Source organism: Halegenticoccus tardaugens (assembly GCF_004116405.1).
Classification (GTDB): Archaea; Halobacteriota; Halobacteria; order Halobacteriales; family Haloferacaceae; genus Halegenticoccus; species Halegenticoccus tardaugens.
This window is the reverse complement of sequence record NZ_SDIC01000004.1, coordinates 331,709-345,587: the sequence shown is the minus strand read 5'-3', so window position 1 is coordinate 345,587 and position 13,879 is coordinate 331,709. Positions and strand designations below refer to the sequence as shown.

13 protein-coding genes are annotated in these 13,879 nt (G+C 68.5%); 3 read left to right on the top strand and 10 right to left on the bottom strand.

Translation table 11 applies throughout. The annotated features are described in order from the left end of the window. The first annotated feature begins 16 nt into the window (after nucleotides 1–16). Together C3L37_RS12675 and C3L37_RS12670 are read left to right on the top strand one after the other, a co-directional pair. On the top strand, nucleotides 17–412 hold the full coding sequence (locus C3L37_RS12675; protein ID WP_449267284.1) for a DUF7315 family membrane protein: 396 nt from the start codon (nucleotides 17–19) through the stop codon (nucleotides 410–412). After that, nucleotides 405–680, top strand: coding sequence for a DUF7314 family protein (locus C3L37_RS12670; protein ID WP_129114977.1), 276 nt, complete (start codon nucleotides 405–407; stop codon nucleotides 678–680). The genes C3L37_RS12675 and C3L37_RS12670 overlap by 8 nt, the downstream gene beginning before the upstream one ends. 49 nt (nucleotides 681–729) lie before the next feature. On the opposite strand, the gene C3L37_RS12665 is transcribed toward C3L37_RS12670, so the two are convergent. The 6 genes from C3L37_RS12665 to C3L37_RS12640 form a co-directional block, all read right to left on the bottom strand. Further along, nucleotides 730–1,200, bottom strand: coding sequence for a hypothetical protein (locus C3L37_RS12665; RefSeq protein ID WP_129114976.1), 471 nt, complete (start codon nucleotides 1,198–1,200; stop codon nucleotides 730–732). A gap of 205 nt (nucleotides 1,201–1,405) precedes the next feature. Further along, on the bottom strand, nucleotides 1,406–1,843 hold the full coding sequence (locus C3L37_RS12660) for a DUF7313 family protein (protein WP_129114975.1): 438 nt from the start codon (nucleotides 1,841–1,843) through the stop codon (nucleotides 1,406–1,408). A gap of 50 nt (nucleotides 1,844–1,893) precedes the next feature. Then, nucleotides 1,894–2,589, bottom strand: coding sequence for an NAD(+)/NADH kinase (locus C3L37_RS12655; protein ID WP_164974746.1), 696 nt, complete (start codon nucleotides 2,587–2,589; stop codon nucleotides 1,894–1,896). A gap of 150 nt (nucleotides 2,590–2,739) precedes the next feature. Beyond that, nucleotides 2,740–4,062 carry a M28 family peptidase gene (locus tag C3L37_RS12650; RefSeq protein ID WP_129114973.1) on the bottom strand — a complete coding sequence of 441 codons (1,323 nt, stop codon included), beginning with the start codon at nucleotides 4,060–4,062 and terminating at the stop codon, nucleotides 2,740–2,742. A gap of 78 nt (nucleotides 4,063–4,140) precedes the next feature. Continuing rightward, entirely contained in the window at nucleotides 4,141–4,539 is a 399-nt protein-coding gene (locus C3L37_RS12645; protein ID WP_129114972.1) for a DUF7344 domain-containing protein, read from the bottom strand. 114 nt (nucleotides 4,540–4,653) lie between these two features. Then, nucleotides 4,654–5,070 (bottom strand): DUF7522 family protein, encoded by a 417-nt coding sequence (locus C3L37_RS12640; RefSeq protein WP_129114971.1) that lies wholly within the window; start codon nucleotides 5,068–5,070, stop codon nucleotides 4,654–4,656. Between the two features lie 178 nt (nucleotides 5,071–5,248). Here C3L37_RS12640 and C3L37_RS12635 point away from each other — a divergent pair, with 178 nt between their 5' ends. Next, on the top strand, nucleotides 5,249–5,707 hold the full coding sequence (locus tag C3L37_RS12635; protein ID WP_228546222.1) for a pyridoxamine 5'-phosphate oxidase family protein: 459 nt from the start codon (nucleotides 5,249–5,251) through the stop codon (nucleotides 5,705–5,707). Between the two features lie 9 nt (nucleotides 5,708–5,716). Here C3L37_RS12635 and gltB read toward each other — a convergent pair whose 3' ends face one another. From gltB to C3L37_RS12615, 4 genes are all read right to left on the bottom strand, one after another. Then, on the bottom strand, nucleotides 5,717–10,276 hold the full coding sequence (gene gltB, locus C3L37_RS12630) for a glutamate synthase large subunit (protein WP_129114970.1): 4,560 nt from the start codon (nucleotides 10,274–10,276) through the stop codon (nucleotides 5,717–5,719). Between the two features lie 140 nt (nucleotides 10,277–10,416). Beyond that, a complete protein-coding gene (gene proS, locus C3L37_RS12625; protein WP_129114969.1) occupies nucleotides 10,417–11,934 on the bottom strand; it encodes a proline--tRNA ligase in 1,518 nt (505 codons plus the stop codon). An 85-nt stretch (nucleotides 11,935–12,019) separates the two neighbouring features. After that, the gene (locus tag C3L37_RS12620) at nucleotides 12,020–12,343 is read right to left on the bottom strand and encodes a hypothetical protein (protein WP_129114968.1); all 324 of its coding nucleotides are present in this window, start codon (nucleotides 12,341–12,343) and stop codon (nucleotides 12,020–12,022) included. Then, nucleotides 12,343–13,809: a sodium-dependent transporter gene (locus tag C3L37_RS12615; protein WP_129114967.1), complete on the bottom strand. Its 1,467-nt coding sequence runs from the start codon at nucleotides 13,807–13,809 to the stop codon at nucleotides 12,343–12,345. Before C3L37_RS12615 ends, C3L37_RS12620 begins: the two co-directional genes overlap by 1 nt. Between the last annotated feature and the right edge of the window lie 70 nt (nucleotides 13,810–13,879).

The window sequence follows — 13,879 nt, the reverse complement described above, 5'->3', positions numbered from 1 at the left end:
GACCGTTTTTCACCGTATGACTGATCCGAAGAGCCGACGAGCGGATGAGAGCGAGCCGAACGCGTCCGAGACGACGGACGGAAGCGGTCGTCGGGACGTCGTCGTTCCGATGCGGCTGTACAAGACCGTCACCGTGTTCTCGACGCTCATCGCCGTCGTCTGCGTCGTCCTCGGGTTCGTACTGCTCGACGCCGCGACGCTCCAGGTGAGCCCCCTCCGCGACGCCCTGCTCGCGGTGTTCTCCGCGGTGGGCGTCGCCGTCGACGAGAGCGTGGTGAACGCGCTCGTCGCGCTCTTCGGGCTCGCGATCATCGGCTTCGGGGCCGGCGTCTACGTGCTCGGAACGAGATTCCGCGCCCGGGGAATGGGAAAGTCTCAAGAGGACTCCGGCGAAGGATCAAACAATGGCTGACGAGTTCATCAAAGGGCTCGGTATCTTCACCGGGGCAGGCCTCGCGTGGATGGTGCTGGCGGGGTGGTACCAGACGGAATCCTTCGAGAGCACGAAGCAGTTGATCGAATCGCCCCCGGAGGCGGAGACCCTCTTCGACGCGATCGCGATCCCGCTCATCGACGTGTTCCTCTGGTTCGCGCTGCTCGGCGCGTTGACCTTCTGGATCCTCATCCCCGCCGGGCGAGAGGCGCGCCGGGCGTACAACGAGCGGAAGGAATCGAGCTAACGTCGGACCGTCGAACCGGGTTCGCCCTCGTATTTGGGCGCCGGTGACCTCAGTATTCGAACCCGTTCGCGACGAGCTTTCGCAACCGGTGTTGTCGATACCGATAGAAGAGGCTGGCAAACGACCAGACCACCGGCGTGAGGACCCCCGCCTTCACCTCGACCTCGTCGACGTAAACCGTTTTTCCGTCGGACGTCTCTCGGATCGAGATCACGTGAGTCCACTCCGACGCGATTCGACCGGTTCCGTCGTCTCGAATTCGGTAGAACCGTTCGCCGGGCGTGTCGTCGACCCGCACGTTCGAGATGCGAATCGTCTGCGTTCCGAGCGGCACCGCGCCGAACAGTTTCAGACCCACGAGGTAGCCACCCTCCTCCCACGTGTCCGGCAGCGAACGCGGGTTCACGGGTTCGAAACTGACGAGGGGTGCGGCGACGTGCGCGAGCAGCGCGGGCTTTTGTACTTCCTCCCACACTCGATCGGGCGGAGCGTCCAACAGCGTCGATATCGAGGCGTCCATCGGTGGGATATACGGGTAGCGGACGATAGCGGTTTCCGGCGGTCGCGACGATGGGCGAAACCGATCGAAGACGTCGACGCTTCTCCGAGACGAGCGCCCGACGAGCGAGTTCGTGCGCGACGGCGCGTGACGGAGCTCGCCGGATACGCGAACGGAACGGCTCACCCCCGAGATCGGTGCCGTGAACCGGATGCGCGTGATCGCCTCAGACCACCGCGCCCCAGTAATCGGCGACGAGGAAAAAGAGGCTCTGGTACGCCGCGTACAGGAACGCGAACACCGAGGCGGCGATGGCGCTCTTCGGGGCCTCGAACGCGAGATCGTTTCGCGCTTCGACCTGCCGTGCCTCGAACTCGAAGAAGTCGGCCATGAACATCCCGATCACGAACATCGAGAGGATGATGCCGCCGTGGGCCTCGACGAGCACGTACGCGAACGACGTGAGTATCAAAAGCGCCGTCGTGGCGGTGTGCGGCGCGTACCGGGTGATCGGCTCGTCGTTCGCGAGTTGTTCGCGGTTCGACCGGTGGCCGAGGTACCGCGTCACGATGTTCGCGAGCACGAGCACGAGCGCCGCGAAGGGGAGCGCCGGCCCGATCGCGTCGATCTGCTCGATGGGGATCAGGAACTGCAGGGGTTGCATACTCTTCCCTCGGACCGTAACTCATTAGAGTTTTTCCAATCCGTCCGCCGCTACGTCCCGGCGGGCGGGCGAACGAGCGAGACCGCGCCGTCGATGCGGACGCGAACCCGCTGTCCGGGGTCGATCCCGCGGACCTCCCGCCCGTCGACCACGAGCGAGACCGGTCCTTCGTCCCGTTCGACCGACATCGTCGCCTCCGTCGGAACGACCCACCGCTCCGACCGCGTGGCGAACGGGGACACCGGGACGACGACGAGACCCGTCCCCGGCGCGAGGAGGGGACCGCCGGCGGCGCGCGCGTAGCCGTCGCTGCCGAGCGGCGTCGCCACGACGACGCCGTCGGCGCGAAAGGCGTCCAGTCGATCGCGCTCGGTTCGGACGGCGTACTCGGAGATGCGCGCCGGTTCGCTGGTGACGAGGAGCACGTCGAGCGCGGCTTCCGCGGCGATCGCCCCGTCGACCTCGACGGACAGGAGGGGGTGCTCGTCCGTCGTCCACTCGCCCGCGAAAAACGCCTCGACGCGGTCGCAGAACGCCTCGACGAAGCGCGAGTAGTACCCCTCGGCCGCCTCGTCGAGCGAGAGCGGAAGCACCGGCGCGTCGGGGCGGGAGAGCGCGGCGTCGGCCAGCGCGCGCTCGCCGACCGCGAGGATCACCTCGGCGTCGTCGGGTGCCACGACCTCGCCGCCGCCGGCGACGACGGCTCGTCGGACGGCGCTGTCCTCCCCCCGGAGCGCGACTCTCACCCGAACCCCTCCGGCGACCGCGCGTCGATCATCACCGGACGTTTTCCGTCCGGGGGTAAAAGGCTGCGTGATTCGGCGACGAGGCGGAGCGGAAACGCGGAGGGGATGATGGAGGGGGCGACGGAGGGGCGGATCGGCGTCGACGCCGGCTCAGAAGGGCCAGTCGCCGGTGATCTTCATCCCCTTCGCTTGATTTTCGGCTTCGAGCGCGGCGGCGATCGCCGCCGGCTCCGTGCGCTCGATCTCGACGTCGGCGTCGGCGAGTTCGACGACGAACTCGGTGAGGAGGATCGCCTGTTCGCGGAGCGTCCGGGGTTCGAGTTTGTCGAGCGTGTCGGCGAAAGTGTGCCCCCAGCCGCGGCCGCGACTCTCCGTCTCGCTCGCGACCATGCAACCCGGGACGCCGCGCCGGACGAACGGCCAGTGGTCGCTGTGCGGCAGCTGGTCGGGGACGACGGTGACCGGGTGCCGGAATCGATCGGCGACGTCGCTCGCCGCGTCGGCGAGCCCCTCGAAGCCGTGGGTGTGGAACGTCAGCGTGCGGCCAGCGGCGACGCCGTCGCCGTTTACGACCGCCTTGACGCGATCGAGGTCGGCGCGCGCCGCCTCGTGTGCGGAACCGACGAGGCCGACCTCCTCCGCCCCGTAGCAAACGAACCGGATCCGCGTGTCGAGTTCGGCCTCGCGGGCGGAAAGCGCCCGCGCGAGTTCGACGACCATCGCAGTCCCCGCGCCGTTGTCCATCGCCCCCTCCGCGATGTCGTGGGCGTCGAGGTGGCTCGTCACGAGCACCGCCTCGTCCGTGTCCGGGCCGACGTCGGCGGAGACGTTGCCGCTCGTCGCGCGAGGGGTATCGCAGTCGACCTCGACGGTCACGTCGTCGCCCTCGAACCGCCGGACGAGTCGCGCGCCGAGCTCCTTGCTCACGCCGACCGCCGGGATCTCTCCGATCGGCGACTCCGTCGTTCCGACGCTCCCCGTCGGCGGGAGACACCCCTCGACGTGGTTCGAGAAGACGAACGCCGCCGCGCCGTTTTCGACGGCGTAGTAGTACTTCTCGCGGCGGTGGATGAAGCGGTCGTAGTGGTCGGGGACCGTCGAGGAGACGACGACGACCTTCCCCTCCACGTCGGCCTCGAAATCGTCCGGCAGGCCGTAGCCCAGATCGACGAGTTCGCCCGCGACGGCCCCGCTCGGACTGCGGGGAAGGGCGACGCAGTCTCTGACGTCGTCCGCGGCGACGACACCGTCGCCGTAGACCGCGCTCGACCCGCGAACCCACCCCTGGATCTCGAACTCGTCGATCCGGGCGTCCCGAGCGCCGACCTCCGCGAGCGCGTCGCGCGTTCGCACCATCGCCTCCCGCTCGCCCGGACTCCCGGCCATGCGATCGCCGATATCGACGAGCGCTTCGAGGTGATCCCAGCCGACATCGCTCGTGAACGTGTCGCCGATCCAGTGGTTGTCCGTCATGCCACCTCCTGACGCAGGGTTGCGGGTAATCGTTTCGGTCGGCCTCGCCGACGGGGTCCAACGGGGGACCGAAGGCGGTTACACGAACCGGTCGTCACCCAGCGCGTCGGTGCGCAAAAACGGCGCGACGCGCCGGAAGTTCGCGCCCGACGCGACCGCGTCCCGTTCCTGATCGTACCGGACCAGATCGGCCTCGGACAGCTTCGGAACGTGCGTGTGATACAGCGACATGTAGAGCCGCTTGACGACGTCCGCCGGAATCTCGGTGATAACCGCGTTCCGCTCTCGAACGGCGATTTCGTCCGCGAGGTCCGCGAGCGCGAGTTCCGTCCCGTGTCGATCTAGCGTCCGGAGAACGCGACGTCGCCGCGCGTGCGCGAGCGCCTCGAACAGCGCGTCGAGCAGGCCCTCGTCGGCACCGAAGGTCGGTTCCGCGCTCTCGGGACGGCGATCGGTGTCCGAGCCGAAATCCTCCATCGTTTCGTTCGAGACCAGCGCGACGCATATACTTCCTTGCCGATTTTTCACCTTATCGGCGCGCGGGTACGTGTGACGCTCGTGAATCTCACGCGGGACGTGAGTTCGATCGGCTCAGCCCTCCGCGAGGAGCTTCCGGAGGGTGATCGCGAGATCTTCGAACCCGTCGATGTCGAGCCCGTCGGTCGTCAGGATGACGCCGTGATCGCCGACGATGACCCGGTTTACGAATCCGTCGGAGAACACCCTGATGGTGAACTCGTACTCGCCGATCTCCGGTTCGGTGTCGGGCTCCATCGAGAGTTGGCTGTACGTCTCCCGGGAGGAAAAGCCCAGGCGTTCGTTCTCGACGAACACCGATTTGACCTCGCGGGCCCGCTCCGCTCCGTCGAGGTACAGGTCGCGCCGGAGATACAGGAGATCGAACTCCTCGGGGGTGAAGTAGATGACGCTCCGGAGGGAGTCTCCGATCGCCGTCCGGCAGGTGCTCACGATACTGTCCGCGAACGCGTCGGTGGTGCTCGCGACCATGTGACGACTAGGTCGGAGCCGATATCAACGTCTCGTCCCCCCGACGGGACTGTTCGGTGCGCCGGAGCGCGGTCGGCCCGACGGAGGCCGCCGGGTCGACGGTCGATTCGATCCGCGTCGAATCGAACGCACACATTTACCGCTGGGGCGCGTTCGTTCTCCCCAGGGTGTGCCCGCCATGACAGCTAGCGACATCGATCGGTTGCAGGGAAACAGGATGACCGAGGCCGAGGCGAAGTCGTTCCTCCGCGAGCGCGGAACCGGCGTGCTCTCGCTCGCGGCCGGGGACGAGGCGTACGGCGTCCCCATCTCGGCCGGCTACGACGGCGAATCGACGCTGTATTTCGCGTTCGTCGGGTTCGGCGAGAAGAGCAGGAAAACGGCGTTCGCGGAGCGGACCGAGCGCGCCAGCTTCGTCGTCTACGAGGCGACGACCCCGGCCGACTGGCGGAGCGTCGTCGTCGAGGGTGCCGTCTCGGAGGTCGAACGGGCGAACCGGTCGGCCGCGATGGACGCGCTCGAAGACAACGCGTGGTACCCGAGCCTCTTCTCGGAGGCCGATCCGATGGAGAAACTTCGAATCTGGGCGCTGGAAATCGACTCGGTGAGCGGGCTACGAGGGGCGGATGCGCGCTGAGCGGAGCGGTCAGTCGTCGCCGGAGACCGCGCCGCCCTCGCCTTCGAGCGTCCCGTCTCCCTCCGCGGCCGTGCTCGCCGCCTGCGGGAGTTCGTCGCGAACGTCCGCTCGGCCGTCCTCCGCGATGACCGTCGCGTAGGCCTCGGGCATCACCTTCACGAAGTGCTGCGCCTCGGTCGCCCAGTCGTCGAGCAGCGCCGCCGCGCGCTCGCTTCCGGTGTAGGCGGCGTGATTTTCGACGAGGCGGCGCAGCATCGCCTCGTCGCGCTCGGACAGTTCGGGCGACAGCGACACCATGCCGGTGTTGGTCCGCGACGGGAACGCCTCGTCGGGGTCGTAGACGTAGGCGACGCCGCCGGACATCCCCGCGGCGAAGTTCCGCCCCGTCTCGCCGAGCACGGCGACGACGCCGCCGGTCATGTACTCGCAGCCGTGGTCGCCGACGCCCTCGACGACCGCCTTCACGCCGCTGTTGCGGACGGCGAAGCGCTCGCCCGCGACGCCGTTTATGTACGCCTCTCCCTGCGTCGCGCCGTAGAGCGCGACGTTGCCGATGAGGACGTTCTCGTCCGCCTCGTAGGCGGCCGTCTCGGGCGTCCGGACGATCACCTTGCCGCCGGAGAGCCCCTTGCCGACGTAGTCGTTCGCCGCGCCGGTCAGCTCCATCGTCACGCCGCGGGCGAGGAACGCGCCGAAGCTCTGGCCGGCGACGCCGTCGAACTCGCAGGTGATCGTATCGCCCGCGAGCCCCTCGCCGCCGTAGCGGTTCGAGATGCGGTTCGAGAGCATCGCGCCGACCGCGCGGTCGACGTTCGAGATCTCCCTCGCGACGTGCACCGGTTCGCCGTATTCCAGCGCCGGTTCGGCGGCGTCGATGAGTTCGTGGTCGAGCTGCGCGTCCACGTCGGCGTGGCGCTGCTCCCGCGTCTTGATCCGGCTCTCGCCGGCCGGCTCCGCGATGACGGCAGAGAGGTCGAGGTGCTTCGCCTTCGGGTGGTCCGTCTCGCGCTGGCGAAGGAGGCCGGGCCGGCCGATCATCTCGTCGAGCGACCGGAAGCCGAGTTCCGCCATGATCTCGCGCAGCTCTTGCGCCATGAACGCCATGTAGTTGATGACGTGGTCCGGCTGGCCGGGGAAGCGCTTTCTGAGGTTCTCGTCCTGCGTGGCGACGCCGACCGGACAGGTGTTCTCGTGGCACTGTCGGGCCATCACACAGCCGGAGGTGACGAGGCTCGCGGTCCCGAAGACGTACTCCTCCGCGCCGAGCAGCGCGGCGACGGCCACGTCGCGGCCGGTCATCAGCCCGCCGTCGGTCGAGACTCGGATGCGGTCGCGCAGGCCCGTCGCGCGGAGCATCTGGTTCGCCTCCGCGAGGCCGAGTTCCCACGGGAGGCCGGCGTTCTTGATCGAGGTCTTCGGCGACGCGCCCGTGCCGCCCGAGTGGCCGGAGATGTGGACCACGTCGGCCTTCGCCTTCGCGACGCCGGCGGCGATGGTGCCGATGCCGGCCTCGGAGACGAGCTTCACGTTGATGTCGGCCTCCGGGTTCGACACCTTCAGGTCGTGGATGAGCTGTTTCAGGTCCTCGATGGAGTAGATGTCGTGCAGCGGCGGCGGGGAGATGAGGCCGACGCCCGGCGTCGAGTAGCGGACGTGGGCGATCATCTCGTTCACCTTCTTGCCGGGCAGGTGGCCGCCCTCGCCGGGCTTCGACCCCTGCGCCATCTTGATCTGGAGCTCGTCGGCGGAGCTGAGGTAGTGGGAGGTGACGCCGAAGCGGCCGGAGGCGACCTGCTTTACGTTGCACTCCTTCTCCGTGCCGAACCGCTCCGGCGGCTCGCCGCCCTCGCCGGAGTTCGACTTGCCGCCGATGCGGTTCATCGCGATGGAGTTGTTCTCGTGCGCCTCGGGCGACAGCGAGCCGAGCGACATCGCCGCCGTCGAAAAGCGCGCGACGATCTCCTCGACGGGTTCGACCTCCTCGATCGGAACGGGGTCGCGGTCGCTCTCGAACGCCAGGAGGCCGCGGAGCGTCTGCAGCTCCTCGGACTGGTCGTTGACGAGTTCGGCGAACTCGCCGTACTTCTCGTAGTCGCCCGAGCGGACGGCCTGCTGGAGCGTCCCGACGGTCTTCGGGTTCCACTGGTGGTGGAGGCCGCCGGAGCGGTTCTCGTACTCGCCCTGCCGGTCGAGCGTCGGGTCGGAGCCGAAGGCGACGGCGTGGCGGGTGAGCAGGTCCTCCTCGATCTGGGACAGGCCGATCCCCTCCGTCCGGATCTCTGTGCCCTCGAAGTACTCGGCGACGAGGTCGGAGTCGAGGCCGACCGCCTCGAAGATCTGCGCGCCCTGGTAGCTCTCGACCGTCGAGATACCCATCTTCGCCATCGTCTTCAGGAGGCCGTCCTCCAGCGCCTTTTTGTACGCGGCGATGGCGGCGGACTCGTCGGCCCCGTCGGGGCCGGCGACGATGTCCTCTATGGTCTGGTAGGCGAGGTAGGGGTTCACCGCGCCCGCGCCGTAGCCGACGAGCGTCGCGAGGTGGTGGACCTCGCGCGGATCGCCGGACTCGACGACGAGGCCGGCGTGGTTGCGCAGGCCGTTTCTGACGAGCGAGTGGTGGACCGCGCCCGTCGCGAGCAGGCTCGGGATGGGCACGCGGTCGAGGCCGGCGTTCCGGTCCGAGAGGACGACGATGTCCGCGCCGTCCTCGATGGCCTCGCGCGCGTCCTCGCGGAGGCGCTCGACGGCCGCCTCCAGCGTCGCGTCCGCGTCGTCGCCGCGCTCGTACGTCACGTCGACGACGGCGGAGCGGAGGCCGTCGTCTTCGCCGTCCAATTTCTTTATCCCTTCCGTCTGCGCGTCGGTCAGGACGGGCGATTCGAGCACGAGCTGGCGGGCGTGTTCGGGCGACTCGGCGAGCATGTTGCGCTGCGCGCCGAGGCGGCTTTCGAGGCTCGTCACCAGCTCCTCGCGGATGTAGTCGATCGGCGGGTTCGACACCTGCGCGAACAGCTGCTTGAAGTACGTGAACAGCGGGCGGTTGATCTCCGAGAGGACCGAAAGCGGGGTGTCGTCGCCCATCGAGCCGACGGGGTCCTTCCCCTGCTTCGCCATCGGCTCGATGAGGTGGTTCAGCTGGTCGTGGGTGTAGCCGAACGCCGCCTGGTGGGCGCGGAGCGAGTCGACCCGTCCGATCGTGTCGTAGTCCCCGTCGTCCGCGAGCTCGTCGAGCTGGCGCTGCTCCTCCCGGATCCACTTGCCGTACTTTCGGTCGGTGAGGGACTCGAAGACCTCCTCGTCGGGGATGACGCGGCCCTCCTCCGGGTCGGCCATGAACAGCTGTCCGGGCTTGAGGCGGCCGCGCTCTTTGATCTCGGACGGGTCGGTGTCGAGCGCGCCGACCTCGCTCGCCATGATCAGCCGGCCGTCGTGGGTGACGTCGTACCGGCAGGGGCGAAGCCCGTTGCGGTCGAGCACGGCCGCGACGCGGTCGCCGTCGGTCGCCGCGACGAGCGCCGGGCCGTCCCACGGTTCGACGAGGCCCGCGTGGAAGTCGTACCAGTCGCGCTTTTCGGCGCTCATGGCGTCGTCGCTGCGGTACGCCTCGGGGATGAGCATCCGGAGGACGTGCGGGAGCCCCCGGCCGCCCTGCAACAGGAGTTCGACGACGTTGTCGACGCACGCCGTGTCGCTCTGGTCCGCGACCGTCACCGGCCTGAGCGTGTCCACCTCGTCGCCGAACGCGGGGTGCTCGATGTCCGTCTCGCGCGCGCGCATCCAGTTGACGTTGCCGCGGATGGTGTTGATCTCGCCGTTGTGGATGATGTTCCGGTAGGGGTGTGCGAGGTGCCACGCGCCGAGCGTGTTCGTCGAGAAGCGCGCGTGGACGAGCACGAGCGTCGATCGCAGCCGCTCGTCCGTGAGGTCCGGGTAGTACGTCGGGAGCTGTTCCGCCTTCAGGAGGCCCTTGTAGACGAGCGTCTTGCGGTGGAGCGAGCAGACGTAGAAGCGGCCGGAGCCCTCGACGTCAGCCACGTCGATCGCGTTCTCGGCGGCCCGTCGGCCGACGTACAGCGCGCGGTCGAAGTCGTCTACGGAGGCCGACTCGTCGGCCGGCGCGACGAAGGCCTGCCACACGTCGGGCTCGGATTCGAGCGCGGTCGCGCCGAGGTCCGCGTCGTCGGTCGGCACGTCGCGCCAGTGGAACACGTCGAGACCGTACCCGGCGAGCGCCTCCTCGAACAGGTCGGTCACGGCCTCGCGGGCCGCGCCGTCCCGCGGCATGAAGATCGACCCGACCGCGTACGTCTCGGGGAGGTCGACGTCGACCGCGGCCTCGAAGAACTCGTCGGGGCGCTGGATCAGGATGCCCGCGCCGTCGCCGGTGTTCTCCTCCGCGCCGGTCGTCCCGCGGTGTTCGAGGTTCTCGAGAAGCGACAGCCCGTCCGCGATCGTCCCGTGGGTCCGACCGCCGTCGAGATCGATGACGGCACCGACCCCGCAGTTCGATCGCTCGTCCGTCGGGTCGGCGAGCCCGAGCGGATGCTTGTCTCTCTGTGGCTTGGTCATGTGTTCGTTGTCGAACTTCCGGTTTATCAGCCTACCCCTGAAAGGATAAGTGCATACTAACACCACATTAGGCAATATAAGGTGTTCGTATCACGCGCGGTTTTCCGCCGCAGTCGCGGCGGAAGGCGCCCTCGCCGGCGTCAGTACGACTTCGCGAAGAACGCCGTCTCGGTCGCCTCGTCCCCGCAGATCGCACAGGCGCGGCCGTCGAGATCGAGCGGCTCCGCCGCGTCGGAGACGGCTTCGCCGCCTCCTCGTCGCGTCTCCGACGCGACGCCTTCCTCGAAGGGGACCAGCACGATCTCGGCGGCGATCTGGTCTTTGATCTCCGCTTCGCACGCCTCGTCACCGCACCAGGGCGCGCGGACGTAGCCGCCGTAGCGGCCGATCGTCCCGAGGATCTCCTCGCGGCTGTCGGCGTCGCGGACGTTCTCCTTCAGATTCTCCTCCGCGCGCGCGTACAGCTTCGCGTAGACGTCGTCGAAGTGCTCGGAGACGGCGTCCGCGATCCCCTCGCGCGCCTCGACGACCTGCTCGCCGTCGGGGCGGTGGACGACCGTCACCTCGCCGTCGTCGACCTCGTTGGGTCCGATCTCGAACCGGACGGGGACGCCCTTCAGCTCCCACTCGTTGAACTTGAAGCCGGGATTGCGCTCGTCGCGGTCGTCGAGCTCGACGCGGACGCCGGCCTCGCGGAGGTCGTCCGCGACGCCTGCGGCGTATTCGAGCACCTCCCCCTTCGTCTCTTCCTGCCAGATGGGGACGACGACGACCTGCTCGGGCGCGATCGCGGGCGGCAGGACGAGCCCCTGCTCGTCGCTGTGGGTCATGATGAGCGCGCCGAGCGCGCGCCACGAGAGCCCCCACGAGGTCGTGTGGGAGACGCGCTCCACCTCGTCCCTGTCGGCGTACGTGATGTCGAACGCCTCCGCGAAGCTCGTCCCGAGGTAGTGGCTCGTCGCGCCCTGGACGGACTTGCCGTCGGGCATCAGCGCCTCGACGGTCGTCGTGGTGTCCGCGCCGGGGAACTTGTCGTGCTCGGGCTTTCGTCCCCGGAGCACGGGGATGGCGAGGGCGTCCTCGTAGACCGACTCGTACTGGTCGAGCCGCGTCATCGTCTCGTCCCACGCCTCCTCGCGGGTCGCGTGGGCGGTGTGGCCCTCCTGCCAGAGGAACTCTTTCGTCCGGAAGAACGGCTTGGTGTCGGTCGCCTCCCAGCGGACGACGCTGCACCACTGGTTGACCCGGAGGGGCAGGTCGCGGTGGCTGCGGACCCACCGGCTCAGGTAGGGCGCGATGATGCTCTCGCTCGTGGGGCGGACGGCGAGGCGTTCTTCGAGCTCCTCGTGGCCGCCGTGGGTGACCCACGCGACCTCGGGGTCGAACCCCTCGACGATGTCCTTTTCGCGTTCGAGGTAGCTCTCGGGGATGAAAAGCGGGAAGTACGCGTTCTGTACGCCGGTGGCCTTGAACTTCGCGTCGAGATCGGACTGGATCGCCTCCCAGAGCGCGTACCCGCGGGGGCGGGTGACGATGAAACCGCTCATCCCCTCGGGCGCGTAGTTGGCGAGGCCGGCCTTCCGGACGACCTCGGCGTACCACTCGCCCGTGTTGTGCTCTTTGGACTCGGTGATGCCGAGTTCCTGTGCGTCGCTCATACCTGGAACTGGCCAACGGGAGTATTAAAGCCGGTGTGTTCGTCGGACGGACCGCCCGACGAGCCGGTAGTTGGTCGGATCCGACTCAGAGCGTCTCCAGACGCGCGATCTCCTCGTCGCTCCAGTCGTAGAAGTGCGCGTCCGTCGCCCGCAGCGTCTCGACGCACGCGTTGTACTTCGCCGTCGCGTCCGGCGCGTAGGGGTCGTCAGGGTTGCGCTCGACCCATCGGCGGAGGTCGGAGAGCGCCTCCGGCGAGTAGGTGTCGATCCGGTCGTTCCGGTTCGTCTCCACGAGTTCGACTTTCCGGTCCTCCTGCCGGAGCGTCCGGACGAGCGCCCACCCGGCGACGCCCCAGAAGGCGACGACGACGAACAGCATCGTCCCCCAGACTTCCGCGGGCAGCGGCATCAGTCGTCACCCCCGGCCCCGGGGACCCCGTCGGCCGACGCGGGCTCCGACCGCCCCTCCAGGTACCACATGAGCGCGTACCCGACGACCGGGAACGCCACGAGCACGACCATCCCGCCGATCATCTCGGGGGTGCCGAAGTTGTCGTAGGCGTAGTACGCCATGATGAACACCATCACCGCGGGGATGAGGTACTTCACGAGGCCGTTCCACCACGGCCCGACGTACACGCCCGCGTTCTGGTTGACGGAGAGGACGCGGAGGCGCTCGGGGCCGAGCTTCCAGCCGATGACGGTGATGATTGCGAGCGTCGCCAGCGGCAGCCCCCACGAGGCGAACACGGCGTCGACGTAGTCGAGGACGTCGGCCGACAGGGCGCTCGGGAGGCCGAGGAGCCAGATGGCGCCGCAGACGGCGAGCACCGTCCCGTTCCGGCTCAGGCGCGTCTCCTCGGCGATCGTGGTGACGCCGACCTCGGTGATGAGCACGCCGGAGGTGAACGCGGCGAGGAAGAAGCCGACGAAGAACACGATCGCGAGCAGCGCGCCGCCGGCCAGTTCGGGGAAGATCTGGACGAGCGAGACGAACGTGAGCCCCGCGCCCGCGTCCGGCTGGACGCCGAACGCGTAGACGATGGGGAAGACGGCGAACGTCGCGAGGATGCCGACGCTGGCGTCGCCGAGGGCCGTGAAGACGCCGCCGCCGAGCGGCACGTCGTCGTACTCGCGCAGGTAGCTGCCGATGGTGAGGGCGATCCCCCAGCCGAGGCCGGTCGAAAACAGCGCCTGCCCGAGCGCCTCGATCCAGGTTCCGCTCTCGAAGAGCGCGCCCCACTCGACGCTGAAGACGAACACGAGCCCCTCGGTCGCGCCGTCGAGGGTGAGCCCGCGAACCGCGATGATCGCGAGCGAGAGCACGAGCGCCGGGACGGCGTAGACGACGATCCGCTCGACGCCGCGGCGGATGCCGAGGAGGAGCACGGCGGCGACGAGCCCCATGATCACCGTGTGCATCCCGACCGTCAGCGCGGGGTTCGCGAGGAACGCGTCGAAGAACGGCTCGGCCTGGAATCCGGCGGACGTGAAGGTAAAGAGGAACGAGTGGATCGCGTAGTACAGCGTCCAGCCGATGAGCGGCGAGTAGTACGACATCAGGCCGACGTTGACGAGCACGACGACGACGCCGAGGCCGACGAGGCCGCCGGGACCGACGACGTCGCGGAACGCGCCGATCACGCCCTTTCCCGTGTAGCGCCCGAGCGCGACCTCGGCGATCAGGCCGGGGATCGCGAGCAGGAACAGGAGGACGAGGAAGGCGACGACGAACGCGCCGCCGCCGTTCTCGCCGACGACGAACGGGAAGCGCCAGATGTTGCCGACGCCGACCATCGCGCCGATCATCGCCATCAGGAATCCGAATCGGCTCCCCCACTCAGCTCGCGACGTCTTGGCTTCCGTGGATGACATGTGGAATCACAGTACATACGACGCGCCCCAGCACGTATAATTGTGCGGTACGCGACGGCGACCGGTCCCC